At 62.9% G+C, this 26,468-nt stretch carries 28 protein-coding genes; 17 read left to right on the top strand and 11 right to left on the bottom strand.

Annotation, left to right across the window (positions count from 1 at the left end; all coding sequences use genetic code 11):
- Positions 1-254: 254 nt before the first annotated feature.
- Positions 255-902: a glutathione S-transferase family protein gene (locus JP75_RS18380; protein ID WP_035085792.1), complete on the bottom strand. Its 648-nt coding sequence runs from the start codon at positions 900-902 to the stop codon at positions 255-257.
- Between the two features lie 269 nt (positions 903-1,171).
- Between JP75_RS18380 and JP75_RS18375 the strand changes: the two genes are divergently transcribed.
- A complete protein-coding gene (locus JP75_RS18375; protein ID WP_051960908.1) occupies positions 1,172-1,501 on the top strand; it encodes a putative quinol monooxygenase in 330 nt (109 codons plus the stop codon).
- Here the strand turns inward: JP75_RS18375 and JP75_RS18370 are convergent, their stop codons facing one another.
- Together JP75_RS18370 and JP75_RS18365 are read right to left on the bottom strand one after the other, a co-directional pair.
- Positions 1,502-1,711, bottom strand: a complete 210-nt coding sequence (locus JP75_RS18370) for a 2TM domain-containing protein (protein ID WP_035085790.1) — start codon at positions 1,709-1,711, stop codon at positions 1,502-1,504.
- A 151-nt stretch (positions 1,712-1,862) separates the two neighbouring features.
- A complete protein-coding gene (locus JP75_RS18365; protein WP_035085788.1) occupies positions 1,863-2,606 on the bottom strand; it encodes an alpha/beta fold hydrolase in 744 nt (247 codons plus the stop codon).
- 152 nt (positions 2,607-2,758) lie between these two features.
- On the opposite strand from JP75_RS18365, the gene JP75_RS18360 reads away from it, so the two are divergent.
- A complete protein-coding gene (locus tag JP75_RS18360) occupies positions 2,759-3,751 on the top strand; it encodes an AraC family transcriptional regulator (protein ID WP_035085786.1) in 993 nt (330 codons plus the stop codon).
- A 118-nt stretch (positions 3,752-3,869) separates the two neighbouring features.
- Complete coding sequence (locus tag JP75_RS18355; RefSeq protein ID WP_035085785.1) at positions 3,870-4,820, top strand: ring-cleaving dioxygenase; 951 nt, start codon at positions 3,870-3,872, stop codon at positions 4,818-4,820.
- A 45-nt stretch (positions 4,821-4,865) separates the two neighbouring features.
- Here JP75_RS18355 and JP75_RS26880 read toward each other — a convergent pair whose 3' ends face one another.
- The 3 genes from JP75_RS26880 to JP75_RS18340 are packed head-to-tail and all read right to left on the bottom strand — an operon-like array spanning position 4,866 to position 8,193.
- Positions 4,866-5,567, bottom strand: coding sequence for a hypothetical protein (locus tag JP75_RS26880; RefSeq protein ID WP_035085783.1), 702 nt, complete (start codon positions 5,565-5,567; stop codon positions 4,866-4,868).
- A 26-nt stretch (positions 5,568-5,593) separates the two neighbouring features.
- Positions 5,594-7,642, bottom strand: coding sequence for a vWA domain-containing protein (locus JP75_RS18345; protein WP_035085781.1), 2,049 nt, complete (start codon positions 7,640-7,642; stop codon positions 5,594-5,596).
- The gene (locus JP75_RS18340; RefSeq protein WP_244446352.1) at positions 7,639-8,193 is read right to left on the bottom strand and encodes an RNA polymerase sigma factor; all 555 of its coding nucleotides are present in this window, start codon (positions 8,191-8,193) and stop codon (positions 7,639-7,641) included. Before JP75_RS18340 ends, JP75_RS18345 begins: the two co-directional genes overlap by 4 nt.
- A gap of 107 nt (positions 8,194-8,300) precedes the next feature.
- Between JP75_RS18340 and JP75_RS26635 the strand changes: the two genes are divergently transcribed.
- Positions 8,301-8,474 carry a hypothetical protein gene (locus tag JP75_RS26635; RefSeq protein ID WP_160194722.1) on the top strand — a complete coding sequence of 58 codons (174 nt, stop codon included), beginning with the start codon at positions 8,301-8,303 and terminating at the stop codon, positions 8,472-8,474.
- A gap of 284 nt (positions 8,475-8,758) precedes the next feature.
- On the opposite strand, the gene mnmA is transcribed toward JP75_RS26635, so the two are convergent.
- The gene (gene mnmA / locus JP75_RS18335) at positions 8,759-9,910 is read right to left on the bottom strand and encodes a tRNA 2-thiouridine(34) synthase MnmA (RefSeq protein ID WP_051960907.1); all 1,152 of its coding nucleotides are present in this window, start codon (positions 9,908-9,910) and stop codon (positions 8,759-8,761) included.
- 282 nt (positions 9,911-10,192) lie between these two features.
- Here mnmA and JP75_RS18330 point away from each other — a divergent pair, with 282 nt between their 5' ends.
- Together JP75_RS18330 and JP75_RS18325 are read left to right on the top strand one after the other, a co-directional pair.
- On the top strand, positions 10,193-11,620 hold the full coding sequence (locus JP75_RS18330; protein WP_152565907.1) for a flagellar hook-length control protein FliK: 1,428 nt from the start codon (positions 10,193-10,195) through the stop codon (positions 11,618-11,620).
- 12 nt (positions 11,621-11,632) lie between these two features.
- Positions 11,633-12,334, top strand: coding sequence for a flagellar hook assembly protein FlgD (locus JP75_RS18325; protein ID WP_035085778.1), 702 nt, complete (start codon positions 11,633-11,635; stop codon positions 12,332-12,334).
- 31 nt (positions 12,335-12,365) lie between these two features.
- Here JP75_RS18325 and JP75_RS18320 read toward each other — a convergent pair whose 3' ends face one another.
- The gene (locus JP75_RS18320; protein ID WP_035085776.1) at positions 12,366-13,289 is read right to left on the bottom strand and encodes an SDR family oxidoreductase; all 924 of its coding nucleotides are present in this window, start codon (positions 13,287-13,289) and stop codon (positions 12,366-12,368) included.
- A gap of 83 nt (positions 13,290-13,372) precedes the next feature.
- Between JP75_RS18320 and JP75_RS18315 the strand changes: the two genes are divergently transcribed.
- Positions 13,373-13,969: a TetR/AcrR family transcriptional regulator gene (locus JP75_RS18315; protein WP_084587784.1), complete on the top strand. Its 597-nt coding sequence runs from the start codon at positions 13,373-13,375 to the stop codon at positions 13,967-13,969.
- Between the two features lie 130 nt (positions 13,970-14,099).
- The gene (sciP, locus tag JP75_RS18310; RefSeq protein ID WP_035085775.1) at positions 14,100-14,378 is read left to right on the top strand and encodes a CtrA inhibitor SciP; all 279 of its coding nucleotides are present in this window, start codon (positions 14,100-14,102) and stop codon (positions 14,376-14,378) included.
- A 192-nt stretch (positions 14,379-14,570) separates the two neighbouring features.
- Here the strand turns inward: sciP and JP75_RS18305 are convergent, their stop codons facing one another.
- The gene (locus JP75_RS18305) at positions 14,571-15,191 is read right to left on the bottom strand and encodes a glutathione S-transferase family protein (protein ID WP_035085774.1); all 621 of its coding nucleotides are present in this window, start codon (positions 15,189-15,191) and stop codon (positions 14,571-14,573) included.
- 150 nt (positions 15,192-15,341) lie between these two features.
- On the opposite strand from JP75_RS18305, the gene fliF reads away from it, so the two are divergent.
- The 6 genes from fliF (at position 15,342) to flhA (ending at position 22,752) form a co-directional block, all read left to right on the top strand.
- Positions 15,342-16,994 carry a flagellar basal-body MS-ring/collar protein FliF gene (gene fliF / locus JP75_RS18300; protein WP_035085773.1) on the top strand — a complete coding sequence of 551 codons (1,653 nt, stop codon included), beginning with the start codon at positions 15,342-15,344 and terminating at the stop codon, positions 16,992-16,994.
- A 6-nt stretch (positions 16,995-17,000) separates the two neighbouring features.
- Complete coding sequence (fliG, locus tag JP75_RS18295; RefSeq protein ID WP_084587782.1) at positions 17,001-18,080, top strand: flagellar motor switch protein FliG; 1,080 nt, start codon at positions 17,001-17,003, stop codon at positions 18,078-18,080.
- Between the two features lie 4 nt (positions 18,081-18,084).
- The gene (locus tag JP75_RS25485; RefSeq protein WP_051960905.1) at positions 18,085-18,768 is read left to right on the top strand and encodes a FliH/SctL family protein; all 684 of its coding nucleotides are present in this window, start codon (positions 18,085-18,087) and stop codon (positions 18,766-18,768) included.
- Entirely contained in the window at positions 18,765-19,115 is a 351-nt protein-coding gene (gene fliN / locus JP75_RS18285) for a flagellar motor switch protein FliN (protein WP_035085772.1), read from the top strand. Before JP75_RS25485 ends, fliN begins: the two co-directional genes overlap by 4 nt.
- 20 nt (positions 19,116-19,135) lie before the next feature.
- The gene (gene flbD / locus JP75_RS18280; RefSeq protein ID WP_035085771.1) at positions 19,136-20,503 is read left to right on the top strand and encodes a sigma-54-dependent transcriptional regulator FlbD; all 1,368 of its coding nucleotides are present in this window, start codon (positions 19,136-19,138) and stop codon (positions 20,501-20,503) included.
- A gap of 92 nt (positions 20,504-20,595) precedes the next feature.
- The gene (flhA, locus tag JP75_RS18275; protein WP_035085770.1) at positions 20,596-22,752 is read left to right on the top strand and encodes a flagellar biosynthesis protein FlhA; all 2,157 of its coding nucleotides are present in this window, start codon (positions 20,596-20,598) and stop codon (positions 22,750-22,752) included.
- Positions 22,753-22,812: 60 nt separating this feature from the next.
- Here flhA and JP75_RS18270 read toward each other — a convergent pair whose 3' ends face one another.
- Together JP75_RS18270 and JP75_RS18265 are read right to left on the bottom strand one after the other, a co-directional pair.
- The gene (locus JP75_RS18270; RefSeq protein ID WP_035085768.1) at positions 22,813-23,010 is read right to left on the bottom strand and encodes a DUF2934 domain-containing protein; all 198 of its coding nucleotides are present in this window, start codon (positions 23,008-23,010) and stop codon (positions 22,813-22,815) included.
- Positions 23,011-23,089: 79 nt separating this feature from the next.
- Complete coding sequence (locus tag JP75_RS18265) at positions 23,090-23,701, bottom strand: LysE family translocator (protein WP_035085767.1); 612 nt, start codon at positions 23,699-23,701, stop codon at positions 23,090-23,092.
- 96 nt (positions 23,702-23,797) lie between these two features.
- Between JP75_RS18265 and JP75_RS18260 the strand changes: the two genes are divergently transcribed.
- The 3 genes from JP75_RS18260 (at position 23,798) to JP75_RS18250 (ending at position 26,403) form a co-directional block, all read left to right on the top strand.
- On the top strand, positions 23,798-24,889 hold the full coding sequence (locus tag JP75_RS18260; protein WP_051960904.1) for a zinc-binding metallopeptidase family protein: 1,092 nt from the start codon (positions 23,798-23,800) through the stop codon (positions 24,887-24,889).
- 41 nt (positions 24,890-24,930) lie between these two features.
- Positions 24,931-25,389, top strand: a complete 459-nt coding sequence (locus JP75_RS18255; RefSeq protein ID WP_035085766.1) for a GNAT family N-acetyltransferase — start codon at positions 24,931-24,933, stop codon at positions 25,387-25,389.
- A 372-nt stretch (positions 25,390-25,761) separates the two neighbouring features.
- On the top strand, positions 25,762-26,403 hold the full coding sequence (locus JP75_RS18250; protein WP_051960903.1) for a PRC-barrel domain-containing protein: 642 nt from the start codon (positions 25,762-25,764) through the stop codon (positions 26,401-26,403).
- Positions 26,404-26,468 lie beyond the last annotated feature (65 nt).

Raw genomic sequence — 26,468 nt, 5'->3', positions numbered from 1 at the left:
GCCCGCGGCAAACCATTCAAACTTGCTATGATCGCAACCGTCCGGAAACTCATCACAATCCTCAACGCCATCGCCAGAACCGACATAGCTTTTGCAGACTGATCCACGGTTGCTTGACCCGAGGGCGCTGTACTTGCCGGCGGCGCATGAAGTGAAGTGTCCTCGGGTCAAGCCCGAGGATGACGGGCGGTGGGTGGGGCGAGTGGCGTGATTAGGGCGGAGGGGTGGTAGGTGATTTATATGCGTATCAACCATCACCCTGCCCTTGCCGCGTCAGCCACCGCCTTTTGCGCGGCGAAGGCGCGTTGATAGGCTGGACGGCGTTCGCCGCGGGCTACATAGGCCGAGAGGTTGGCGTATTCCGCGAGCATTTCGGGTTCGAGCCGACGCAGGACCATGACCATCATCAGGTCGCCGACGCTGAAGGCACCATCGAGCCAGTCGGCATCGCCGAGGCGCGCCGAGAGAGGGTCGAGGCGCGAACGGATCTGTTCGTCGATGAACGGCAGGCGGGCCCGGTACCAGGACTCGTCGCGCTCGGTAAAGTAAACCCGCTCGCGTTCGACGATCGTTGGTTCGATGCTGTTGAGGGCGGCAAAGAGCCAGGCCATGGCGCGAGCCTGGCCAGGTTCATCGGCGGGCAAGAGGCCAGGATGATGCTGGGCGATGTGGAGAACGATAGCACCGGATTCGAAAATTACGATACCGCCCTCCTCATAGGTCGGGATCTGCCCGAAGGGCTGGCGCGATGTGTGCGCCTGCTGCTTCATGCTCTTGAAAGAGACGAGGCGCACGTCATAGGCGAGCCCGACTTCTTCCATGGCCCACCGCACGCGCATGTCGCGGGCGAGGCCCTGGCCGCCATCGGGTGAATTCTCGAATGCGGTAATGATCGGCTTCATTGCAGTGTCCTCCTTGGATTCAGTCATAGGACGAACGCCGCGCCGGCATTTCGACTAATATTTTTTGCCAGTAGTTTGACTGACCAGGTGCTCATGGGGAGCAAGATGTGGGCCTTTCTCGTTGATAACGAAGGGTTGCCGAAGCGCTTCATCACTTACTGTCTGTCATCCCGGCGAAGGCCGGGATCCATCCTGAGATTTGGAGATGGGCCCCGGCCTTCGCCGGGGTGACAATCGAGGTTGGAACGAGATCACTGCCAGGAGCAAAGATGGACATTTTGAACAACCTGCCGGAGCAGGGTCCGGTTTCGCTGATTGCCGAATTTACGGCGCGGGCGGGGTACGTCGAAAGGGTGGCTGTTCTGTTGGCGGGGTTGGCGGCCGATGTGCGGCGCGAGCCCGGCAATGTGGCCTTTGATTGCTTCCAGCGGCTGGACGATGAAGGCAAATTCGTCGTCTATGAAATCTATCGCGACAAGGCCGCTTTCGCCGCCCATATCGCCGCGGACTATGGAGCCGTCTTCAACGCGAAGCTGCGCGAGCTTATTGTCGAACCCAACTCCATCCTGACGTTTCTGACGCCGCTGCGGGCCGGCTGATCAGGCGCGTGCCAGCTTGTGGCGGCGCGTTGCTGCAAAGCTGATGGCGTGGGCAGCAAGGCCGATGCCCCAGGCGAGGAAGACCCACAGGGCCCAGAAGGGGGCGCCGGTGAAGAGATTGATGGCAAAGAGCAGAGCCATGGTTGCCGCGAAGACGATTGCGTGAATTTGGAGGCCGAGGCGGCCGTCGCATTTTTCTGTGTTGGTCATGATGATCTCCTGTGGGTTGAGTGGCTCCCCGCCCCCACCCTTGATCCCTCCCCACAAGGGAGAGGGAGACGAAGGAACCGGGGCATCGAGGCCAGCGCCTCCCTCCCCCTTGTGGGGAGAGAATGAGGGTGGGGGGGTAGAAGGACCCGCCTTAGCGAGCCGCGTCTTCGATGACTTTCGCCACCGCTTCGGCCTGCGAGACGAGGCCGGAATGGCTGGCGGCGATCTCGGTGGTGGTGGCGCCTATACGGCCGGCAAAGAAGCGCTGGGCATCGGGCGGGATCACCAGATCCTCGGAGGTAACGACGTAGAAGTTCGGCTTGCCATGCCAGGCGGCAACTTCGGCGACGGCGTCGAAATTGGCCGGGTTGGACGGCAACTGGCTTGCGGCCATGGCTTCGGCTTCTTCCTGGGGCAGATCGCCGGCAAAGAGCGCCGGGAAACTGGCGGGGTCAAAAATCAGGCCGCCCTGTTCATTGGGACGGATGGCTTTGACGCCTTCACTGGGTTCGCCGCCCGAGAGCAGCGCATTGAGCGTTTCGCCCTTGTCCGGCGCGAAAGCCGAGACATAGACCAGCGACTTCACCTTCTCGTCGGCACCGGCTTCGCCGATGACCACACCGCCCCAGGAATGGGCGACAAGGACGGTCGGGCCATCCTGGGCGTCGAGGGCAGCCTTGGTGGCGGCGACGTCATCGGCCAGCGAGGTCAGGGGATTCGCGACCTGGGTGACATTAAAACCCTTGGCCGAGAGGATGGCGGCAACCTTGTCCCAGGAGCTTTCATCGGCAAAGGCGCCGTGCACGAGGACGATGTTCTTGGCTTCCTGAGCCGTGGTGGCGGTAACCCCGATTGCGGCGGCGGCAAGCATGAGGGCGGATAGTGCGGTTTTCATTTTCATCTCCAAAATTTGGGCGAGGTTGGACGATCGGCAAAGTTCCCCTGCCGCTGGCTTTGCGCTAGCGTGTGCTTGTTGGATTTTGCGTTTCGGCCGAGGATTGCTTGATTTCCTCGCCAAGTGATGGGCTCTATTTAGAGGCTTGCAGCATGAACAGCCATGACCGCGCCTCCGGACCTCTTGCTCCGGAATCCGACGCCGCTTTTCCCATGATGGCATCGCGCGTTGATCTGCTCTCGCAGGTCCTCACACTGATCAAATTGCGCGGTGAACTGGTCTTTTCAGCCGAACTCACCGCGCCCTGGGCGCTGAATTTTGATGCCGGTTCGGCCTATTTTCACGTCATGCAGGATGGCGCGATGCGCGTCAGTGCCAGCGACGGGCGCGTGATCGAGGCCGGGCCGGGTGACCTCCTGGTCTTGCCGCAGGGGCGCGGGCATGTGATCGGCACGCCGGATGGCAAGCCGGTTTCGGCGCGGCTGGTGCTCTTTGCGCAGATGAAGGAAGAGAGCCTGACCATCAGCCTTGGCGGCGGCGGGGCTGCGACCAACCTGATCAGCGGGGCCTTTCGCTTCGAGGGCGACAACCTGCCCTCCATGCTCGCCGTGCTGCCCTCGATCATCCATATTTCGCGCGAGGCGCTGGCCGAGGAGGCTGGCTGGCTCGACGGGCTGGCGCATTATCTCCATGCCGAGGCCAGGGCGCCGCAATCGGGCGCGGCCATCATGATTTCGCGGCTGATCGACGTGCTGGTGATCCGCGCCATGCGGACCTGGGTGCACAAGGCGCCGCCCGAGAACAAGGGATGGCTGGGGGCGCTGGCCGATATCCGGATCAGCCGGGCGCTCAAAACCATTCACGACGCACCATTCGAGCGGCGCAGCGTGGCCGAACTGGCCGATATTGCCGGCATGTCGCGATCGAGCTTTGCCGAGCGGTTTACGAGCCTGATCGGGGCGGCGCCGCTGCACTATCAGACGCGCTGGCGGCTGCTGCTGGCCAATGAAATGCTCAAGGGCGGACGGACGCGGGTGAGCGATGTGGCGCGGCGGGTGGGCTATGAATCGGACGCGGCCTTCAGCCGGGCTTTCAAGGCGCAGTTCGGGGTTTCGCCTGTGAGCGTTGCGCACCCGGAGGAGTAGTCGTTCAATAATCGACACCAGTGCGTTGCAATTGTATCGCTGGGAATAGCGGATGGGGTCGCCTACATTCATATTCGAACACGGCGCAGGACGCCGCGATATTGGGAGTTTTGGAAAAATGACCCTGGAACTTGGCGGCATCCACCACCTGACAGCCGTAACCGCGGACGCACCGCGCAACCTCAAATTTTATACCGAAACGCTGGGCATGCGCCTGATCAAGAAGACGGTGAACCAGGACGATACCTCGGCCTATCACCTCTTTTATGGCGATGGCGTCGCTTCGCCGGGCGCGGACCTGACCTTCTTCGATTTCCCCACCATGCGCGAACAGCGCGGCAACCATACGGTGGGCCGCACGGGCCTGCGCGTCGATAGCGAAGAGACGCTGCAGTGGTGGAAGGAGCATCTGGAAGCAAGCAAGGTGTCCACGAGCGGCATCAAGGAACGCTTTGGCCATGTCTCGATGGATTTCGAGGATTTTGAAGGTCAGCGGTTTCGCCTGGTTGTCGATGGCGCCAACAAGGTGATCCCCTGGGCCAAGTTGCCGCTGCCGGCGGACAAGCAGATCATTGGCCTTGGCCCGATCACCCTGTCGGTACCAAAGCTCGAGCCGACCGATGCCATGCTCACCCGCGTGATGAACATGCGGCAGGTGCGGCACTATCCGGCCCGCGAACGCGGCGGGGAAACCTTCGTCTATGAAATGGGCCCGGGCGGCCCGTCGGCGGAACTGCATGTGTCGGTCGATCCGAGCCTGCCCAACGCTCGGCCCGGTGCCGGCGGTGTGCACCATGTGGCCTTCCGCACGCCGGACGAGAATTCCTTACGCGAATGGATCGAGCGGGTGAATAGCTTTGGCATCCGCTCTTCGGGCGAAGTCGAGCGGTTCTACTTCACCTCGCTCTATTTCCGCGAGCCGAACGGGATCTTGTTCGAAATCGCCACCGATGTTCCTGGCTTTGCCGCGGACGAGCCGATGGAAACGCTGGGCGAAAAGCTGTCGCTGCCGCCCTTCCTCGAAAGCCAGCGGGCGCAGATCGAGGCTGGCTTGAAGCCGCTGGTCTAAAGATTGAAGGCTGGTCACTTTGGTGGCCGGTCTTTTTGTTGGGTGTCAGCGGGAGGCCTCGGGATCATCGGCGCTTCCGCCGCCCATACCCATACCCATTCCCATGCCGCCGCCACCTCCTCCTCCTCCTCCACCGCCGCCCTGGCGGCCACCTTCGCCGCCGCCTTCACCCTTGCCCCGACCAGAGCTGGCGGAGGGGCGTTTGGGGCCCTGGACGGGAATGGCGAGATCGGCGGGGACGGGATCGAGGTCGAGCGCCTTGCGGATGAAATCGCGCAGGGAAACGACCAGGGCATCGGTGCGGACGGCTTGGCCGGCGACGAGGTCGCGCGCGGCCTTTTCGGCAAGGCGCACATGCTCCTCGGTGCCGAGCAGGATGATGTCGGAAAGCGAGGCCTCGACATCGTCGCGGATGCGGCGCTGGCGGTCGGAGCCGGTGATGATTTCGGTGGTCTCGTCTTCCCCAGCGCGCTTTTCATCGCGCTTGTGAGCAGGGTTGACGGTGAGATTGCCGGTGAAGGACCCGCCCAAGACCTTATAGGCGGCAATCAGGGTGCGCAGGCGCTCGTTGATCTGGCGGTTCATCCGCTGCTGGCGCTGCTGGATGGTGGTCATGACCAGAAGGCGGATGCCGATGCCGACCAGGGCGAAGAGGGCGATGCCGATCAGCGTGCCGAGCACGCTTTCCCAGGAACTGAAATCGAAACTGCGCAGTCTGGCCTCCTGTGATTGGGGCCAGACTGGCATGGTTTGGCAGGACTGGGAATTGCCCCTTACCTGGCGTCGGGTTCGAGCAGCGCGGCGTCCCCGACAAGACGGATGAACTCGGCGCGGTAGCCGCCTTCGTCTTCGCCACGGCCGGACTTGGCCAAGGCTTCAATTTCGGCCCAGGTCATGTCGGCTCCATAGACGCTGCCCTTGAGCTTTTGGCCGAAGGCGGCGACGGCGGTGGCGAACTGGGCGTCACTGCCGGCGAGATTGATGTCGTCGTAGACGACCTCGGGGGTAACCGGTTGTTCAATCAACTGGCTGACGCTTTCGCCCGGCAGCTTGTAGCGCATTTTGAGGAACGCGATTTCATCGCTGCCGCCGGTCGCCGTTTCGCCGCTGCCATAGCGCAGGGGATCGACCTGGCCGGCGCCGACCGGGGTGATTTCATAAAGCGCGGTGACCGTGTGGCCGGCGCCGATATCGCCGGCATCCACCGCGTCATTGTTGAAATCTTCGCGTTCCAGATGCCGGGTCTCGTAGCCGATGAGGCGATATTCCGACACCAGGGCCGGGTTGAACTCGACCTGGATTTTCACGTCCTGGGCAATGGTGTGGAGCGTGCCGCCCACTTCCTCGACCAGCACTTTCTTGGCTTCGGCGAAGTTTGAAATGTAGCTGGCATTGCCATTGCCGTTCTGGGCCAGGGCCTGCATGGTCGCATCGTCGAGATTGCCGCGGCCAAAGCCGAGCACCGAGAGGCTGATGCCCGACTGGCGCTTCTTGGCGATGAACTGCTTCAATGCATCGGGATCGTCGATGCCGACATTGAAGTCGCCATCGGTGGCGAGGATGACGCGATTGGTGCCGTTGGTCTTGCCTTCTTCGGCGAGGCGATAGGCCAATTCGATGCCTTCGGCACCGGCTGTCGAGCCCCCTGCCCCGAGTTCGTCGAGCGCAGACAGGATTTTTGCCTTCTCGCTGGCCGCAGTGGGTTCGAGCACGACGCCGGCCGAACCGGCATAGGCAACGATAGACACCGTGTCCTTTTCCGAAAGCTGGTCGAGCAGCAGCGCGAAGGAGCGCTTCAGCAAGGGCAGCTTGTCGGGCTCGTCCATGGAGCCGGATGTGTCCACGAGGAAGACGAGATTGCTCGGCGCAATGGCTTCCGCCGGCGGCTCAAAGCCGCGGATACCAATGGAGAGGATCTGCGTCTTGTCGTTCCACGGCGTCGGGAAGACTTTCAGGGTCGGCTGGAACGGCACCTCGGCGCTGGGCGCGGCGGGGTAGTCATAGGGGAAATAATTGATCAATTCCTCAATGCGCACGGCATCGGGCTCGGGCACATAGCCGTCTTCGAGCATCCGACGGGCGTATGAATAGCTTGCGGTGTCGACGTCGATGGAAAAGGTCGAGACCGGCTCTTCGGCGGCGACCTTCAGGCGCTGCTCGTCAAAGCTGGTGAATTCGTCGCCGCTGGGCAGCGGCGCGATGCGACCCATCTCGTCGGTGACGACGCTCTGCTTGGCAAGGCCGGTGGCTGGTGCGCCGCCATAGGCTTCGTTCTGGACGGCCGAGAGAGAGGGCGCAATTGCTGGCGTCGGGGCTGGCATCGGCGGCGGAGCGACCATGCGCATTTCCGGCGCGGCTTCGGTTTCGAGCAGCATGGGTTCGGGAGCCGCCAGGGCATCGCTATCGGCGGCGACCTCGGCCGGCGCTTGCTGCACGGTGATGTCGACCACCTCTTCGCGGGCGCGAGGGGAGACCGGCTCGACGGCAGGCGTTGCAATCTGCGGGCGCGGCGGCGTCTCGAGCGAGGTCATCGCGGTCGTCGAATAGAGCTGGTAGCCGAGCGGCAGGAGCAGCAGGGCCACGGCGGTGGTGCCGAGAGGAATGCGGATGTCCATGATCGAAAGTCCCTTCAGGATTTCTTTGATGGACATGTGACGGCAGCCGCGATCCGATCCTTGGGTCGAACCAGCGTTTTTTTTGGTTTCGGCTTCGGCATAGGCGGCGCGGGCGGCAGCAAGCGCTGCGGCCTTGGCAGAGGCACGCGGCGGCGGCACGGGCGACTGGCCCAGAGTTTCGAAGGGATCGGGGCGGTGATCGGTCATAGTAGCCCCCTCAAGGTCTTGCGGGCTTCGTGGACGTGAAAGGAAACGGTGGCCTCCTTGATCCCCATGATCTCGGCGGCCTGGGCGTGGCTCATCTCTTCGGCATAAACGAGCAGCACGGCATCGCGCTGCTTTTCCGGAAGGTTTCGCACGGCGGCCCAGAGCTGGCTGCTGGTGGCGGCGTCTTCCTGGGTTGCCGCCTCTTCGGTCGGGGCGATCTCGGCATAGGCGTCGACATGGGCGCCCCGGCGGCGGCCGGCGCGTTGCCAGTCGCGGACCATGTTGAGCGTGATGCGATAGACCCATCTTGAAAAGGCGCTGCGGCCATCGAAAGATTGCAGCGCCGCCCCGAGGCGGACGCAGACATCCTGCGCTATGTCCTCGGCATCGTGACCATTGCCGCACCATCGCCAGGCGGTGCGGTAGATGCGGTCATATTGGTCCTCGATCAGCTCGGCAAAAGCCTCGGCATCGCCATTTTGCGCGCGCCGAACCAGCGCCTCGGTAAGGGCGGCCAATGGATCGGGTATGGATGCGGCAGTCAGTCCCACCAATCGTGCCTGCACAGAAAGCCTCTTTGCAGCTAGTTTAGCTGTAGGACGCCGGTGCTGCTGCAATCCTTTGGTCGTCGCCGAAATTTTTCTGTATGGAGACGAGCATGTCCGAAAGCCCCTTCAAGCTGAACCGTACGCGCATCTTCATTCTCGCCATGGGCGCGGTGGTGGTGCTGATCGCCATTTCCATGATGATGGGTGGGCTGGGGCAGTATCAGGCGCTGCGGGAGGCGGCCAATGCGGCGAAGGAGCCGACGGTGGAGCAGTCGGGGCAGTAGGGGCTGCGAAGGCCGCGAGGGGCATCGGTCACTTGTGGAATGGGCGGGATATGGCGGAGGGAAGGCCCTAATGGCCGGCTTCACCGTCGACCTCGCCAAAGGGCGAGATGCGCTCTGCGCGAGATTTCCGGCCCGAGCTCCCACACCCACCGCCGTCACCCCGGCGAAGGCCGGGGCCCAGCCCCGGTTGACGGCAGGCCCCGATAGATTGGTGAGGACCAAAACACCTCAGGATGGGCCCCGGCCTTCGCCGGGGTGACATCCTGTGATTGGTGGCCGAGGTTTCAGGCCACCAGAGCCTGCGGTACCGCTTCAGCGATAAACCCGCCACCCAAGACTTCCGCCGTCTGGCTATCATCTGCATAAAAGACGCAGGCCTGGCCCGGCGAAATGCCGTACTCACCAGTGACGAGGGTCACGAAAACCTCGCCGCCCTGCATCTGGATCACGGCCGGCTGGGGACCGCGGGTGGAGCGGACTTTTACTTCGACAGGGGCGCCATTGCCGGCGCTGGCTTCGGCCAGCGGGGTGGCGCCGAGCCAGTTGACGTCGCGGAGCCTGACCGTGTGCGTCTTGAGCGCTTCGCGCGGGCCGACGATGACGCGGCCGCTGCGATGGTCGAGTTTTACGACATAGAGCGGCTCGCCCGCGGCGACACCGAGGCCCTTGCGCTGGCCGATGGTATAATTGACGATGCCTTCATGCGTGCCCAGCACGCGGCCATCGAGATGCACGATTTCGCCCTGGGCCAGGGCCTCGGGATGCATCTTGCGGATGATGTCGGCATATTTGCCCTGGGGCACGAAGCAGATGTCCTGGCTGTCGTGCTTTTCGGCGATATCGAGGCCGAATTCACGGGCGAGTTCACGCACCGCCGGCTTGCTGAGGCCGCCAAGCGGGAAGCGCAGGAAATCGAGCTGTTCCTGCGTGGTCGCGAAGAGGAAATAGGTCTGGTCACGATCGCTATCGACCGGGCGGAAAAGCTGGCGGCGACCATCTTCGAGAAGGCGCGTCTGGACATAGTGGCCGGTGGCCAGCACGTCGGCGCCGAGATCGCGCGCAACGGTCATCAGGTCGACAAACTTTACCGACTGGTTGCAGGCAATGCAGGGCACCGGGGTTTCGCCCTGCTGATAGGCATTGGCGAAAGGCTCGATGACCGAGGCCTTGAAGCGCTCTTCATAGTCGAGCACGTAATGCGGAATGCCGAGCTTGGCGGCGACGCGGCGGGCGTCGTGGATATCCTGGCCGGCGCAGCACGCGCCCTTCCGATGGGTGGCTTCACCATGATCGTAAAGCTGCAGGGTGACGCCGATGACTTCATAGCCCTCTCGGGCGAGTACACCGGCAACGACGGAGGAGTCGACGCCCCCGGACATGGCGACAACAACGCGCGTGTCCTCGGGACGCTTGGCGATATCAAGCGAATTCAACATGTCTTTCCAATCCGGATGGGGTCAAGGGCCAACGGATAAGTGTGAGGCCGCGTCATACCGCCATTGTGCAATTCTGGCAATTGCCCTGCCCGGCAGGAATTGCCGGGTTGAGGGCGAAACTGACCCAAAGGGCATCGGAAACCGGGCGGGCGGCATGGGGATTTGGAAAGGTTTGGGGTGAGTAAAGCCTTGAAAATACTGTGATCTCGGCGTGCGGAGAGAACTTGGCAAGGCTCTTGCATTGTCCGGCAGGAGTTCTTTCGTGTTCGAAGAGGCGCAATCGTGGCTTCACAACTGGCAAATCTTTTGGTCTCGGCCGTCGGCTCCGCCGCAAAGCCGGTGCAACCGCCCGTCAAATCCAACAATGACGACCAGTTCGCGCGCCTTCTCGACGCTCCGGCGACCCCGGCCAAGCGCAATGATGCGCCGGCGGCGCCGAGCAGCACGACCAGCAGCGACAACAAGCCGACGACGCCCGAGACTGCGCCCAAGGATGCGGCTGAAACCACCGAGACCGCAGCCGCCGCACCGGCAGAGACGGAAACCGAGGACGACAGCACCGAAGATACCGGCACGACTTCGCTGGCCGATACGCTGCTGGCCGCACTTGCCGCGCTGGGCCTGACGACCGAAGGCGCAACCGATGGCGAAGCCGGCGAGGACGATCTCGTCGACGCCACCGCGCTTTCCGACATCAAGGATGCCATCGGCGAGCTCTCGCAATTGCTGGGCATGGACGTGAAGACGCTCATGCAGCAGCTTGCGGCACTGGCCAAGGGCGTTGCGGCGGAAGGCGGCGGCGAGGCGGAACTGGCGGCCAAGCTCAATGGCTGGCTCGGCGAGCGCCTTGGTGCTGCCGGCCTGACGCTCGACGTCAATGCCGAGGCAAGCCTTGCCAAGCTGATGGACGGGCTCGGCGAATTTGCCAAGGCCATCCCGGCCGAACCGGAACTGGCTTCGGCCCAGCTCAAGATGCCCGAACCGGTATTGGCGCCGAAAACCGCCGCGCCTGAGCCGAAGATCGAGGCCAGCGAACCCGCACTCAAGGTCGAACCGCAAAGCCTCGAACGCAAGGCCGACGCCAAGCCGACGGAACCGGCCGAGGCCCCGAACAAGGGCCAGAATACCCAGGCCCATGCGGCCCGCACCAATGGCGGCCAGGACAATAACCTCAACCTGACGCCGACCGCGCCTGCTGCGGCGGCGCAGGCCGATGCGCCGCAGCGGGTGGATGCGGCAACGACGCCGCGCGTGGTGCAGACCGGCTACCAGACGAGCCAGCAGCAATTGAACCTGCCGCAGATCGCCTTCGAGCTGTCGCGCCAGGTGACGGACGGCAATACGCGCTTCCAGATCCGGCTCGACCCGGCGGAACTGGGGCGGATCGACGTCAAGCTCGACATCGACAGCAATGGTCAGGTGCATGCGCGGCTGACGGTGGAAAAGGCCGAAACGCTCGACCTGATGCAGCGCGACCAGCGCGCGCTGGAACGTGCGCTGCAACAGGCCGGCCTCGACCAGAGCAAGACCAATCTCGAATTTTCGCTCAAGCAGAACCCGTTTGCCGGTGATCAGAACCAGCGTTCGGGCGAGGAGCGAAGCGGGTCGGGCAGCGGCCAGGATAGCCAAGAGGAGACAGAAGTCTCCGCCCCCGCCATCACCCTTTATCGCGGCGCGCTCCAGGCGAGCGGCCTCAATATCCTGGCATAAGGACGTTTCACCATGGTCGACGGCGTTTCCGGTTCGTCCTCAGCAAATAACAGCTCGCTCGCCGGCTCGCGCCAGACGATCGCGCAGAATTTCGACACCTTCCTGTCGATCCTGACCACGCAGCTCAAGAACCAGAACCCGCTCGATCCGCTGGATACCAATCAGTTCACCCAGCAGCTCGTGCAGTTCACCGGCGTCGAACAGCAGCTCAAGACCAATACTTTCCTTGAAAGCCTGCTCGCCTCGACCCAGACGGCCGGCCGCATGGACGCGGTGGGCTATATCGGCAAGCAGGTGACGATCTCGGGCAAGACCACGCAGCTCAGCGGCACCAATGCCATGTGGGGCTACAATGCCGAGGCGAACGTGGCCAATGCCACGATCACCATCAAGAACGCTTCGGGCGACACGGTCTATTCCCAGAATGGGTCGCTCAATATGGGCGACGGCGTCTTCACCTGGGACGGTATTTCCACCGACGGCCAGCCGCAGCCGGATGGCCTCTACACGATGACCATCGAAGGCACGAACCTCTCGGGCAAGCCGGTCAAGGTCACGACCTCCGCCATCGGCATTGTCAGCGCCGTCGACTTCTCCAGCGGCCAGCCCATGGTCACCGTTGGCGCTGCCAAGGTGCCGCTGAGCGACGTTTCGGAGGTCCGTATTCCGGACGCGCCGACGACGCCCGACAAGGACGACGAAACCAAGGCTTGATGCATGGTGGCGCGAGGCCGGCGCATGAGCGTCAGGCCTCCGCGCTAACCCCAATTCCGGCCAATTGCTCGGACACCTGCCAGAGACGCCGCGCGACAGCCTGGTCTGCCGCCCGCTCCGGAACCTTCGAGAAGGCCGGATAGCCACGAATCTCGCCGAACGCGTGCGGCCCATAATAGGCGCCCGGTACGGCGGCAGGCGATGTTGCGGCATAAAGGGTCGGCAAGGCGCCCTGCGCTGCCGGCTGGAATATGAACCACATGGCGGAGCGCGCGGCGCTTATCAGGCTGCCCCGTCCCGGCGCATTGTGCAAAAGCTCGGTGCGGGAAACGCCGGGATGGGCCGCAAGGCTCGTCACGCCCCAACCCTCGGCCGTGCTTCGGCGCTGCAGCTCGAAGGCGAGCATCAGGCAGGCGAGCTTGGATTGGCTATAGGCCTGCATGGGTTTATAGGTCTTGCGACTCTGCAGGTCATCGAAATCGATCTTTCCCGGACGGGCAGCGATGCTGGACAGGGTGACGACACGAGCCTCCTTTCCGCGCCGCAGGAGCGGCAACAGATGCGCCGTGAGTGCGAAATGGCCGAGATAATTGGTACCGAACTGCAGCTCGAAACCGTCAGCGGTCTCCTGCCTTTCGGGCGGCACCATGACGCCGGCATTGTTGACGAGCAGGTCGAGGCTGTCCAATTGGCCATTGAGGCGCGTGGCGAAGTTTTCGACAGACTTGAGGCTGGCGAGATCGAGTTGCTCGAAGCGGACTTTGGCGGCGGGGACGGCCGCACGAATGCTGGCAACGGCATCGGCACCCTTTTGGGCATTGCGGCCAGCGACGATGACATCGGCTCCGGCGAGCGCCAGCGCCAGCGCATCTTCATAGCCCAAGCCGCCCGTGCCGGTGACGATGGCCGACCGGCCCTGTTGCGACGGGATATCTTTTGCAGTCCATTTTTCCATGGGACGCGTCCTTCCTTGCAATTATGCACTCAGTGCAAAAATATATATTGCACTGAGTGCATAAATTTCAAGAGGCTTGCACAATGACCGTGATGGGTGACGATGAAGGCGTGCGGGAGAGGAAACGGCGGGAGACTCGGCAACGCATCGTGGATGCCGGATTGAAGCTCTTTGGCCGCCATGGCTATGAGGCGACGACCTTGGACGCCATTGCCGCCGAGGCCGGCATTTCGCGCCGGACCTTCTTTCACTATTTTAAGTCCAAGGACGAGATCCTCATCTCGATGCAGGCGGGCCTCGGCGAGCAATTGTCGGCAGCGCTCCGCGCTCAGCCTGCCCACCGGCCCCCGCTTGACGCCATGCGCGCCGCCCTGCTGGCTCTGGTCGCGCCATATTCGCCCGAGAGCCTTTTGGCCATCGACAGGCTGATGCACTCGAGCGAGACCGTGCAGGCCCGCAAGCAGGCAAGTTATATCCGCGATGAGGCCATGGTGTTTGCAGCGCTGCGCGAGCACTGGCCCGACGAGCCCGAGCCGCAGATGCGCCTATTGGCGTCATTCGCCATAGCGGCAGTGCGCCTCTCGCTCGATACTCTGAGCCGCGAGGAAGGAAGGCGCCCGCTGGGCACATTGCTCGAGGAAAGCTTCGAGGCTCTCGAAGCGCTCGCCCGGCACAGATGAAGTCCCCATGACGGATCAATTGATTGATTTTCCGTCGTAATCTTAACTGGTTGTAAGTTTCCCTTTAGCGGTATCTTAAGGTCACCGTCCTACTCTCTTGGTCATATGGTCAGGTTGAGTAGAGAGTAAAATGACCGTACAGATGCGTCCTCGCGTAAAGTACGTTATCGGTCCGGACGGTAGCCCGCTCACCATTGCGGATCTGCCTCCCGCCAATACCCGTCGTTGGGTAATTCGCCGCAAGGCGGAAGTCGTTGCCGCCGTGCGTGGTGGCCTTCTAAGCCTCGAAGAGGCTTGTGAACGCTATACGCTGAGCGTCGATGAATTTCTTAACTGGCAGGCTGCCATCGACAAGCATGGCCTTGCCGGTCTCAGGACAACCTGGATTCAGCACTACCGAGAAGGCTGACATCCCGGTCACGACGATTGCGTTGCCCCCACGGCCCGAGGCCATGGGGGTTTTGCGCATTTGGGGTGGGCCGTCCTGCGAAGCGCCACCGATTTCTCCCATTCCCCCGTGTCATCCCCGCGAAAGCGGGGACCTCCGTTTCAAAACAGGGGTTCCCGCTTTCGCGGGAATGACACCGTGAGCGGGATGACTCTAAACCATATCGTCCGGCATCCAGCGGGCACCCGCGGGACGCTGCTTCAGCCGTTCGTAATAGGCCTGCGCATGCGGCATGGGTTTATGGTCGAAGGGGACGATGAACCAGCGATGGATCGAGAGTCCGAGGACGATATCGGCAATGCTGAATTCGTCGCCGGCAATGAAGGCGCTCCCCTTCCCCAGTTCCGCCTCGAGCAGGTCCATCCGCGCCGTCCATGTGGCGATTGATTCGGCAATTTTTGCCGGGTCTTCGTAACCGGGACGCTTTCGCACCAATGCGTTGAGCGCATATCCCCAGGGTGGATTGAGCTCGGTTGCCTGCCAGGTGAACCACTGCAGCGCAAGGCCAAGGGCCTGCGGCGCCTGGGGCAAGAGGGCCTTACGGGTCTGGGCGAGGTAAACGAGAATGGCATTGCTCTCCCAGAGCGTGCTGCCATCGTCTTCGACGAAGACCGGCACCTGCGCATTGGGATTAAGCGCCAGAAACTGGGGCTCCCTGGGGTCGCGCAGCGGCAGGCCCCAATCCTCGCGTTCATAGGAAATCCCCAATTCGTCCAGTGCCCACAATACCTTGCGCACATTGATCGAGGTTACGCGGCCGAGCACCCGAACCATTTTTAACTCCTGAATCGACTAGGCAGTTTTTGCCTGATTTTTCGTTTTGGTTCGAGTGGTTAAGAGATTGTTTACCATCTGATGGGTAATTTTTGCCCAGCGGTCGACGGGGGCTCCGACGATTGCACTTGACCAAACTCGAGTGGCAGCGTGGAAAGTCTAACTACTCTCATCAACCGCATCGGTATGGCGCGCCTGGCCGCCATGGCGACGGTCGCCGTCCTGATCATGGGCTTCTTCGTCTTCCTGATGATGCGAGCCCAGACGCCGAACCTTTCCCCGCTTTATAGCGGGCTCAGCCTCGAAGACTCTTCGGCCATCATCTCCCAGCTCGAAACGGCCAATGTGCCTTACGAACTGCGCGGCGATGGCGACACCATTCTCGTGCCGCGCGACCAGATCACCACGCTGCGCATGAACCTGGCCGGTGAAGGCCTGCCCACGCGCGGCCAGGTCGGCTACGAAATCTTCGACCAGCAATCGACCCTGGGTGCCACCAGCTTCGTCCAGAACATCAACAATGTTCGCGCCCTCGAAGGCGAACTGGCCCGCACCATTTCCTCGCTCTCGCGCATCAAGGGTGCGCGTGTCCACCTCGTCCTGCCCGAGCGCGAACTTTTCCGCCGCGAGCGCAAGGACCCGTCGGCATCAATCGTTCTTTCCGTGCGCGGCGCGCTTTCGAACGGCGAAATCCGCGCTATCCAGCACCTCGTGGCTTCGGCCATCGAGGGCCTGAGCCCCCAGCGCGTATCGATCGTCGACGATGCCGGCAATCTTCTCGCCTCCGGCACCGAGGACGACGGCCTCGGCGCCATGTCGGGCCAGGCCGAGGAACGCTCACTCGCTTTCGAAAACCGCCTGCGCACCCGTGTCGAAGACATGCTGGCCAATGTGGTCGGCGCCGGCCGGGCCCGCGTCGAAATCTCGGCTGAGATGGATTTCAACCGCTCGACCGTGACCGAAGAAACCTTCGATCCCGAAGGCCAGGTGGTGCGCTCGACCCAGACCCGCGAAGCCCAGAACCAGTCCGGCGCGGCCGCGGGCCAGGTGACCGTGGCCAATGAACTGCCCGGCGCCAGCGGCAACAATGCCGCCAATGGCAATACCGAACAGGGCAATTCGACCGAGGAAGTCGTCAACTACGAGATTTCCAAGAAGACCCAGACGGCCGTGACCGAAGCCGGCGCCTTGAAGCGCCTGTCGGTGGCCGTGGTGGTCGACGGCACCTATGCCGACGATGGCGCGGGCAATATGACCTATACCGCCCGCTCGGCCGACGAGATCGCCCAGATCCTGACGCTGGTCCGCTCGGCCGTCGGCTACTCGGCCGAACGCGGCGACAATGTCGAAGTCGTCAACATGCAGTTCGCAGAGCGTCCGGAACTGGCGCCGCCCGGTACCGACCAGCAGGGCGGTCTCCTCGACTTCACCCGCGACGACCTGATGAATGGCGCGGAAATGGCCGTGACCCTGCTCATCGCCCTCGCCCTCCTCTTCTTCGTGCTGCGTCCGCTCTTGAAGAAGGTGATCAGCCCCGAACCCGCGCCGCTGGCCCTGCCGGCCGCAGTGGAACTGGGTCAGGGCACGACGCTCGATGCCGAAGGCAATGTCATCAGCAACGACAATGGCGAGCCGATGAGCGATGCGGCCCGGGCGGCTCTCGCCAACCACGACTGGATCGAAGACGCCAAGGCGCTGGGCGAGCAGCAGCTTCAGCAGCTCAAGTCGGTCGGTTCGCTCGTCGAAGAAAACCCCAAGCAGGCAGCGCTGATCGTGCGCGGCTGGCTCTCCAACGCAGCGTGATCTGACATGGCCCTTGTAGCTCAAGCCGTTGAAACCCCAGAAGCCCGCGCAGGCGGCCCCCAGCTCAAGATCGGCGGCGCTTCGAACTATCGCGCCCTCAAGGGCGACGAGAAGGCCGCGGCCCTGATGCTGGCGCTCGGCCCCGACCACGGCAAGCCGATCTTTGAAGAACTCGACGAACACGAGATCAAGACGCTCTCGCGCGCCATGGTCAAACTGGGTCCGATCACCCCGGCCATGCTCGACGAACTGATGGCCGAATTTGTCACCAACATCGCCTCCAACGGCAATGTGGCGGGCAATTCGGACTCCACCGAACGCCTGCTGCTGAGCTTCCTGCCCCAGGACCGCGTCGATGCGATCATGGAAGAAATCCGCGGCCCGGCCGGCCGCAACATGTGGGAAAAGCTTTCCAACGTGCAGGCCGACGTGTTGGCGGCCTATCTCAAGAACGAATATCCACAGACCGTTGCCGTGATCCTCTCCAAGATCGCGCCGGAGCACGCCTCCGACGTGCTCGCCTCGCTGCCCGAGGAACTGGCCATGGAAGTCGTGCAGCGCATGCTCGGCCTCGACGTGGTGCAGAAGGATATTCTCGAAAAGGTCGAGCAGACCTTGCGCACCGAGTTCATCTCGACGCTCAATACGTCCAAGCGCCGCGACAGCCATGAGCTGATGGCCGAAATCTTCAATACCTTCGATCGCCAGACCGAAGCGCGCTTCATCACGAGCCTTGAAGAAAAGAGCCGCGAAGATGCCGAGCGCATCAAGTCGCTCATGTTCACCTTCGAGGACCTTGCCAAGCTCGACATGTCGGCGATCCAGACCCTGCTCTCTCGCGTCGACAAGCGCGAACTGGCGCTCTGCCTCAAGGGCGCCAACGACGAGATCAAGGATTTCTTCCTGAAAAACATGTCGAGCCGCGCAGCCAAGCTGATGCAGGACGACATGATGGCCATGGGCCCGGTGCGTCTGAAAGACGTCGACGAAGCCCAGGCGCGCATGGTGTCGGTTGCCAAGGACCTGGCGGCGAAGGGGGAAATCCTCATCGTCAAGTCCAAGGGCGACGACCAGATGATCGGTTGACGCCATGGCCGCCCTTGCCCGTTTCACCTTCGATCTCGATCTGGCCGACCGCCCGGTCCTGCCCCAGAGCGTCGTGCCGGAGCTGCCGCCCGAGCCTGTCGGCATTCCCGAGGACGTGGTCGAGCGCCTCGTGCGCGAGGCCCGCGAAGAGGGCTATGCCGAGGGTCTGGTGGCCGGCGAAGGCAATGCTACGTCCATGGCAAGCCAGACCATTGCCGCCGCCGCGGGTACGCTTGCAGCGCACGCCGCCAGCATGACCGCCGCACTCGATGAGGCACGCGCCGAAAGCCACGCGGAAGCCGTGGGCCTCGCCGTCAGCATCGGTCGCAAACTGGCTTTCCATCTCGTCGGCCGCGAGCCGACGGCGGAGCTCGAAGCGCTGATTGCCGAATGCATGCCGAGCCTTTCGGGCGTGCCGCATCTGGTGATCCGCTGCCACGAAGACCTGGCCGACCAGATCCGCGACATCGCCACGGCCCAAATCGCCACCTCCGGCTATGCCGGGCGACTGGTGGTGATGGGGGAACCCGATATCCGTCTCGGCGACGGCAGGCTCGAATGGGTCGATGGCGGTCTCATCCGCGATTCCGACGGCCTCGACACCGAGATCAACGAAACAATCGCCGCCTATCTCGCCGCCAAGGCGAACAAGGCCGGATCACATATAGCCAAGGAGAGCGGTGAATGAACCCGACCGATCCTGAGACCAACGCAGCGGAAATGGAAGACTTTGGCGCGGGCGATATCCCCGTGCCCGGTTCCGACACCCGCGCCGAGGCCTATGTCGAGCGTACCGCGGACGACCTCGAAGCCGTGTTCGACGTGCCCGTGCGCGTCTCGGTCGTGCTCGGCCGCACCAAGATGCCGGTTGCGAGCCTCCTCAAACTCAATACCGGCACCGTGGTCGAACTCGACCGCCAGGTTGGTGAAGCCGTCGAAATCTACGTCAATGACCGCCTCGTGGCCCGTGGCGAAATCGTGCTGGTGGAAAACCGGCTCGGCGTCACCATGACCGAGATCATCAAGCCTCAATAACAAGAACGGGAGTGACTGGTATGCGTCTCCTCATCGTCGGAGCCCTCGAAGGTCAACTGAGCCAGGCCACCAAAATGGCCATGGATGGCGGCGCCAAGGTCGCTCACGCCCCCGGCATCGATATCGCCATGGCCGCGCTACGCACCGGCCGCGGCGCTGACCTGCTGCTCGTCGACGTGATGATGGACATTGCCGGTCTCATCGCCGCTCTCGAAGCCGAACGCATCGCCATTCCCGTCGTCGCCTGCGGCGTCGAGACCAATGCCGCCGCCGCCGTCAACGCCATTCGCGCCGGCGCCAAGGAATATATCCCCCTGCCCCCCGATGCGATGCTGATCGCGGCGGTCATCCAGGCCGTGTCGCGCGACAGCGAAGATTTCCTCTTCCGCGATCCGGCCATGCAGCGCGTCGTCAAGATGGCCGAGCAGGTCGCAGCCTCCGAGGCGTCGATCCTGATCACTGGCGAGAGCGGCACCGGCAAGGAAGTTGTCGCCCGCTTCGTCCATTCCCGGTCCAAGCGCGCCAATAAGCCCTTCATCTCGGTCAATTGCGCCGCCATTCCCGAAGCCCTGCTCGAATCCGAACTCTTCGGCCATGAAAAGGGAGCCTTCACCGGCGCCATCGCCCGCCGCGTCGGCAAATTCGAGGAAGCCACGGGCGGCACGCTGCTGCTCGACGAAATCTCGGAAATGGATGTGCGCCTGCAGGCCAAGCTCCTGCGCGCCATTCAGGAGCGCGTCATCGACCGCGTCGGCGGCACCAAGCCCGTGCCGGTCGATATCCGCATTCTCGCCACCTCGAACCGCAACCTGACGGAAGCGGTGCGCGAGGGATCGTTCCGCGAAGACCTGCTGTTCCGCCTCAACGTCGTCAACCTCAAGCTTCCGGCCCTCCGCGAGCGTCCGGGCGATATCGTGGCGCTGGCCGATCACTTCGTCGCCAAATATGCCAAGGCCAATGGCCTCCCGAAGCGCGAGCTTTCCGAAGATGCACGCACGGCGCTGCTCCATGCGCCCTGGCCGGGCAATGTGCGTGAACTCGAAAACACGCTGCATCGCGCGGTGCTTCTTGCCACCGGCACCATGATCGGGTCCGAAGCCATCGTGCTGCCCGACGGCATGGGCCTTAATGAAGCCGCGCGCATCCATTCGCCGGCCCAGCAACTTGCCGAAACCGCCGAAGCCATGTCGCGGGCTCTGGTCGGCCGCACCGTGGCCGATGTGGAGCGCGAACTGATCCTCGATACGCTCGACCACACCTGGGGCAACCGCACGCATGCGGCCAATATCCTCGGGATCTCGATCCGCACCCTGCGCAACAAGCTCAACCAATATTCCGACGAAGGGCTCAACATTCCCGAGCCCGGCGAACGGCGGAACGTGGCTTGAGCGCCCGCCTCGCTCACATCGATCTTTCTTCCCCCTCTCCCATCCTGGGAGAGGGGTTTTCGACTTTGGCCTGAGGCCATAGGACCGGCACGATGACCGATATTTCTTCTTCGCCTTCCCGCCTCAGCTTCAAGCTGCCGTCAGTGAAGTCCATTCTGGATACGCTGCGCTCGGGCGACATCGCGCTGGCCACCGGCGTGATGGGTCTCATCGTCATCCTCATCGTGCCGCTGCCGGCGCTGCTGGTCGACGGGCTCCTCGCCATCTCGATCGTCTTCTCGGTGATGATTCTGATGACGGCCCTGTTCATCCAGAAGCCGCTCGAATTCTCGTCCTTCCCGACGGTGCTGCTGATCGCAACCATGTTGCGACTTGGCCTCAACCTCGCGACGACGCGCCTGATCCTCTCGGAAGGCCACAACGGTCCGGCCGCTGCCGGTCACGTGATTGAAGCCTTCGGCAACTTCGTGACGCGCGGTAATTTCGTCATCGGTATCGTGATCTTCATCATCCTCGTGATCGTGAACTTCATCGTCATCACCAAGGGTTCCGGCCGTATCGCCGAAGTCGCGGCGCGCTTCAGCTTGGACGCCATGCCCGGCAAGCAGATGGCCATCGACGCCGACCTCTCGGCGGGCCTCATCGACGAAGACACCGCCAAGAAGCGCCGCGCGGAACTCGAAGGCGAAAGCGCCTTTTTCGGTAACATGGACGGTGCGTCCAAGTTTGTGCGCGGCGACGCCATTGCCGGCCTCATCATCACCTTCATCAACGTCTCGGCCGGCATGGCCATCGGCATCATGCAGGAAGGCCTCTCGCCCGGCGAAGCAGGCAGCGTCTATACGCTGCTGACGATCGGCGATGGTCTCGTCTCGCAGATCCCGGCCCTGATCGTGTCGACCGCAGCCGGTATCCTCGTGTCGAAATCCGGCGTTTCGGGCGCTGCCGACAAGGCCCTTACCACGCAGTTCGGCGGCTATCCCAAGGCGCTGGGCATGGCATCGGCCGTGATGGCCGCGCTGGCCCTCCTGCCCGGCATGCCGCTTATTCCCTTCCTCGCGCTCTCGGGCGGTGTCGGCTATGCCGCTTTCCGCGCCTCCAAGAGCAAGGCCGTCCGTGACGTGGCCGAACGGGCCAAGGCCGTGGCTGATGCTGCCGCCAAGGCGCCCCAGGGCGCTCCCGGCCAGCCGGGTGCTGCTCCCGCCGGTGAACCGCCGATCAGCGACAGCCTCAAGATCGACGATCTCAAGCTCGAACTCGGCTATGGTCTTCTGGGCCTCGTCAAGGAAGACGAAAGCGGCACCGACCGCCTCACCGAGCAGATCAAGGCCCTGCGTCGGCAACTGGCGCTGGAACTGGGCTTCGTCATGCCTCCGGTTCGCATTCTCGACAACATGCAGCTCGAGCCCAACGACTACAAGGTGCGCATCAAGGAAGTGGAGGCCGCCCACGGCCAGATCCACGCCAACCTCCTCATGGTCATGGACCCCTATGGCAATCCCATCGACCTGCCGGGCCACCAGACGACCGAGCCGACCTTTGGCCTGCCGGCCACTTGGATCGACCCGGCGCTGCGCGACGAAGCGGAATTGCGTGGTCTCTCGATCATCGATCCGTCGACCGTGATCTCGACCCACCTGACCGAAGTGCTGAAGGCCAACGTCGCCGAACTCCTCAGCTATGCCAATGTGCAGACCCTGCTTTCGGGCCTGCCCAAGGACCAGCAGAAGCTGGTGGAAGACATTATCCCAAGCCAGATTTCTGTTTCGGGCGTGCAGCGCGTCTTGCAGGCCCTCCTCACCGAACGCATTTCCATTCGCGACCTTTCGACCATTTTGGAAGGCATTGCGGAAGTGGCGGCGCCCGGCCGCTCCATCCAGGCGATCACCGAGCATGTGCGTTCGCGCCTTGCCCGCCAGATCTGCGCCGCCAATCTCGGCCAGGACGGCAACCTGCCGCTCCTGACCCTCTCGCCGCAATGGGAGCGCGACTTTGCCGAAGCCATGGTGGGCGAAGGCGAGCACCGGCACCTCGCCATGGCGCCGAGCCGCTTGCAGCAGTTTATCGTGTCGGTTGGTCAGGCCTTCGAAAAGGCAGCTCAGCAGGGCGAATTGCCGGTGATGATCACCTCGCCCTCGATCCGTCCGCATGTCCGCGCCATCATCGAGCGCTTCCGTCCACAAACGGTGGTGATGAGCCAGAACGAGGTTCACCCCCGCGTGCGCCTCAAGACGGTGGGCGCCATCTAGGCCCCAGGCGAAATCAGAAAAGCGAAAGGGCGATCCCGCGGGGTCGCCCTTTCTTTTTGGTCAGTTCGCGATATTGCCTGCGGTCAGCGGCGGTAGATCGATCACCGAGGCTTCGCGCGAGGTATCGACCTCGTCTTCCTCGGCCAGTTCGCGCTCGGCCTGGAACCAGAATTCCTGCTCCCGATCCTCGGGCTGGCCGGCTTCGTCCCAAAGCTGATAGGCGCGGTCCCTGATCTTGTATTCCTCTACATGCGGCATGGTGCTCTCCTCGTAACGCATGAATGCAGAACGCTGGGATGACCTAGCAGTTGCCGACGACGGCGCTGTGACTGAGATTTTACCGCGACGTTAGCGCCAGCTTGGCGCCGAGCGCTACGAAAGCAGCCGCAAAGGAGCGGCGCATCCAGGTCATGATTGCGGGTTTTGAGATGACATGACCGCGAATGGCGGCGGCGAAGAGCCCGTAAAGCGCGAAGACCACGAAGGTCATGAGCATGAAGACAAGGCTCAGTTGCAGCATCTGCGGCACCGCGCCCGGCGCATCGGCCGGCACGAATTGCGGCAGGAAGGCGAAGAAGAAGATCGAGAGCTTTGGATTGAGGAGATTGATCAGCACGACCTCGACGGCCATGTCTTTGAGGCTCTTGGGTTCGGCATTGGCCGAGACCGAGAGCGAGCCGGTTTCCTTGAGCGTCGCCCAGGCCATGTAGAGCAGATAGGCGACGCCGAGATATTTGATGATCTCGAAGGCGAGCGCGCTGGCATGGAGAATGGCGGCGAGGCCGGTAATGGCAGCGATCATGTGCGGCACAATGCCGATGGTGCAGAAGAACGCCGCCCAGAGGCTCGCCTTGCTGCCGCGGCCGAGCCCGGCAGCGATGGTGTAGAGCGCACCCGCGCCGGGAGAGACGACGACGATCAGGGTCGTGATGAGAAATTCGACGCTCATGGCGGTGCTCCGGGCGGTTTTGGCGAACAGTTTCTCTTTTCGTTCGGAACGGCAAGTCCTGCGTGACATTATCCCCGTCACCAACAGGGGACCAGCATGCGCCTCTTCGTCTGCGATCATTGCGGCAATACCGTCTATTTCGAGAACAGCCGCTGCGAGCATTGCGGCCACGCGCTGGGCTATCTGCCCGAGGAGAATGCTCTGATTTCGCTCGATGAGGCGGCGGGGGGCTGGCTGGCGCCGGCCTTTCCGGGAAAGACTTACATCTATTGCGACAATGCCCGGCACGGAGCCTGCAACTGGCTGATACCGGCCGAGCAAGGCGGACCTGTGCTCTGCGCGGCCTGCATACATAACGAAACCATTCCCGCGCTCGACAATCCCGATAACCTCCTGCGCTGGCAGGTGGTCGAACGGGCCAAGAAGCGCCTGGTTTATTCGCTGCTGCGCCTGGGCTTGCCGCTGAAAACCCGGGACGAGGACCCCGAGCACGGCCTCGCCTTCCGCTTTCTCGCCGATGCCGGCAGTGCGCCGCATGTGATGACGGGGCATGAAAGCGGCGTCATCACCATCGCGCTGGCGGAAGCCGACGACGCCGAGCGGGAGCGCCGCCGTACCGGCATGGGCGAACCCTATCGCACCCTGCTCGGACATTTCCGGCACGAGATCGGACACCACTATTGGGATCTGCTCGTGGGTGGACAGCCGCCGGAGCAGCAGTTTCGCGCGCTGTTTGGCGATGAGCGGGCCGACTATGGCGCGGCGCTGCAGGCCTATTACGCCAATGGCGCGCCTGCGGGCTGGCCGCAAACCCATATCTCGGCCTATGCCACGGCCCATCCCTGGGAGGATTTTGCCGAAACGTTTGCGCACTATCTCCACATCACCGACACGGTAGAGATGGCAGCCGCCTTCGGCATCAGGGCAAGGCCACGGACGGGTGACGGGAACCTCGCCATGCCGCCAGTACACTTCGATCCCTATATGGCGCCGGACATGGCAGGGATCATCGACAACTGGATTCCGCTCGCTTCGCTGCTCAACAATCTCAATCGCGCCATGGGACAGGCCGACGCCTATCCCTTCGTGCTGACGCCGGCGGTGATCGAAAAGCTGGGATTCGTGAATGATCTCGTGCACCAAGCGCCGGCATTGGGGCATCTGGCGGCGCTTGACGTCGAGGACTGACGGACTTCCAGCATCAGGCGCTTGCTGGTAAACCCTCGTTTATGTCCGACATCATCATTCTTTCCGTCCCCGTTTTTTCGACCCTTTCCAATGCCGCCTTCGCCCTGCGCAAGGAGGTGTTCGTCTGGGAGCAGAAAGTGCCCGAGGAGGAAGAGCTCGATAGCTATGACCTCACCGCGATTCATTATGTCGCCGTGGCCGAGGGCAATGTGGTCGCAACGCTGCGGCTCATCACCCAGCCCGAGCACATGAAGATCGGGCGCGTTGCCGTGCATCAGGCCTGGCGCGGCAAGGGTGTGGCGCGAAAGCTGATCGAAAGGGCCATGGCGGATGCGCGGGCCAAGGGGCAGGAGCGCTTTTACCTGACCGCGCAATCGGACAAGCTGGGGCTCTACGAGAAACTCGGCTTTGTCGCTTTCGGCCCGGAATTCATGGACGGCGGCATGCCGCATAGGGCCATGCGCGACTATGACAAGGCTAGTGCAACCTTAATCGATTAATTCAAATTTAACGCATTAACCTCGCCGAGGGACTCCTGCCCTCAAAGCTGCGTTATTGTGGGCTTGTCGCTCATAGAGCGCGTCCTGCCGGGCGGCAACCAGGTGTGGTGCTACTTAAGGCAAGAACGCGAATTCTTGTCTTTTCGCAGGACGCGACCAACCGCCAGGGAGGCGGAAAAGGGCCGGCACCGCCTCGCGCGGGAGCCGGCCTTTTCAATGAATCGTTCAAGGGTTCCACGATCACTTGGGAAATTGATGGGGAACGCCATGGGGATCGAGGCGTTCACCAATCATAACGGGCCACGCGGCACGCTACCGGCAAGTTTTGCGCCGCATGGCCCTGTTCAAACAAATGAACCATTGGAGCCTACAATGATCCGCACGCTTTTGACTACTACGGCCGTTGCCGTGCTCATGGGTACTGCTGCTATTGCTCAGGAAGCCCCTGCCCCGACCGATGCGCCCGCCACCACCACCGAGGCCCCGGCCACGGACGCTCCGGCGACCACGCCGGCTGATGCGACGACGCCCCCGAGCGTCGATGCAGCCCCGGTTGATACAGGCGCAGCCGAGGAAACCGACGTCAATGAGCCCTGGGACATGTCGGCCGGCTATGTAGCCGCTGATACCGACAATCTCGGCACGCGCCTCATCGGCCAGCCGGTTTATTCGAGTGCCGGTGATGACGCCGAAGAAATCGGTTCGATCAACGATCTTGTCTTCTCCGAAGGCGGCCAGATCGAAGCCGTCGTGATCGGCGTCGGTGGTTTCCTGGGCATCGGCGAAAAGAATGTCGCCGTTGATTTCGACTCGCTCGAATTCACCCTGGCGGCCGACAATACCGAGCGTTGGGTGCTGCCGACTACGGCCGAAGCCTTGACCACTGCCCCCGACTTCGTCTGGGAGGAAGACGTGCCGGCCGATGGCGCAGCACCTGCCGATGCCATGGCTCCGGCTGCCCCCGACGCGATGGCCCCGGCCGTCGACCCGGCGGCTCCCGTCACCACGCAGTAATCTTTCCTCTGGGCCTTTGCTCACTGGAGGTCCACGGAAAGGAAAAGGCCCGCTTCGGCGGGCCT

It is taken from the genome of Devosia riboflavina (assembly GCF_000743575.1).
GTDB classification, from domain to species: domain Bacteria; phylum Pseudomonadota; class Alphaproteobacteria; order Rhizobiales; family Devosiaceae; genus Devosia; species Devosia riboflavina.
Note: the sequence above shows the minus strand (reverse complement) of the source record. Positions and strands in the feature narration are given on the sequence as shown.

Coding starts and splice junctions, on each gene's coding strand:
- JP75_RS18315 (WP_084587784.1), top strand. CDS start 13,373: ATGACCGTGATGGGTGACGATGAAGGCGTGCGGGAGAGGAAACGGCGG.
- JP75_RS18255 (WP_035085766.1), top strand. CDS start 24,931: ATGTCCGACATCATCATTCTTTCCGTCCCCGTTTTTTCGACCCTTTCC.
- JP75_RS26880 (WP_035085783.1), bottom strand. CDS start 5,567: ATGCCAGTCTGGCCCCAATCACAGGAGGCCAGACTGCGCAGTTTCGAT.
- JP75_RS18370 (WP_035085790.1), bottom strand. CDS start 1,711: ATGACCAACACAGAAAAATGCGACGGCCGCCTCGGCCTCCAAATTCAC.
- fliG (WP_084587782.1), top strand. CDS start 17,001: ATGGCCCTTGTAGCTCAAGCCGTTGAAACCCCAGAAGCCCGCGCAGGC.
- JP75_RS18360 (WP_035085786.1), top strand. CDS start 2,759: ATGAACAGCCATGACCGCGCCTCCGGACCTCTTGCTCCGGAATCCGAC.
- mnmA (WP_051960907.1), bottom strand. CDS start 9,910: ATGTTGAATTCGCTTGATATCGCCAAGCGTCCCGAGGACACGCGCGTT.
- JP75_RS25485 (WP_051960905.1), top strand. CDS start 18,085: ATGGCCGCCCTTGCCCGTTTCACCTTCGATCTCGATCTGGCCGACCGC.
- JP75_RS18375 (WP_051960908.1), top strand. CDS start 1,172: ATGGACATTTTGAACAACCTGCCGGAGCAGGGTCCGGTTTCGCTGATT.
- JP75_RS18325 (WP_035085778.1), top strand. CDS start 11,633: ATGGTCGACGGCGTTTCCGGTTCGTCCTCAGCAAATAACAGCTCGCTC.
- JP75_RS18270 (WP_035085768.1), bottom strand. CDS start 23,010: ATGCCGCATGTAGAGGAATACAAGATCAGGGACCGCGCCTATCAGCTT.
- JP75_RS18355 (WP_035085785.1), top strand. CDS start 3,870: ATGACCCTGGAACTTGGCGGCATCCACCACCTGACAGCCGTAACCGCG.
- JP75_RS18250 (WP_051960903.1), top strand. CDS start 25,762: ATGATCCGCACGCTTTTGACTACTACGGCCGTTGCCGTGCTCATGGGT.
- JP75_RS18365 (WP_035085788.1), bottom strand. CDS start 2,606: ATGAAAACCGCACTATCCGCCCTCATGCTTGCCGCCGCCGCAATCGGG.
- fliN (WP_035085772.1), top strand. CDS start 18,765: ATGAACCCGACCGATCCTGAGACCAACGCAGCGGAAATGGAAGACTTT.
- JP75_RS18380 (WP_035085792.1), bottom strand. CDS start 902: ATGAAGCCGATCATTACCGCATTCGAGAATTCACCCGATGGCGGCCAG.
- JP75_RS18320 (WP_035085776.1), bottom strand. CDS start 13,289: ATGGAAAAATGGACTGCAAAAGATATCCCGTCGCAACAGGGCCGGTCG.
- JP75_RS26635 (WP_160194722.1), top strand. CDS start 8,301: ATGTCCGAAAGCCCCTTCAAGCTGAACCGTACGCGCATCTTCATTCTC.
- sciP (WP_035085775.1), top strand. CDS start 14,100: ATGACCGTACAGATGCGTCCTCGCGTAAAGTACGTTATCGGTCCGGAC.
- JP75_RS18345 (WP_035085781.1), bottom strand. CDS start 7,642: ATGACCGATCACCGCCCCGATCCCTTCGAAACTCTGGGCCAGTCGCCC.
- JP75_RS18260 (WP_051960904.1), top strand. CDS start 23,798: ATGCGCCTCTTCGTCTGCGATCATTGCGGCAATACCGTCTATTTCGAG.
- JP75_RS18265 (WP_035085767.1), bottom strand. CDS start 23,701: ATGAGCGTCGAATTTCTCATCACGACCCTGATCGTCGTCGTCTCTCCC.
- JP75_RS18305 (WP_035085774.1), bottom strand. CDS start 15,191: ATGGTTCGGGTGCTCGGCCGCGTAACCTCGATCAATGTGCGCAAGGTA.
- flhA (WP_035085770.1), top strand. CDS start 20,596: ATGACCGATATTTCTTCTTCGCCTTCCCGCCTCAGCTTCAAGCTGCCG.
- flbD (WP_035085771.1), top strand. CDS start 19,136: ATGCGTCTCCTCATCGTCGGAGCCCTCGAAGGTCAACTGAGCCAGGCC.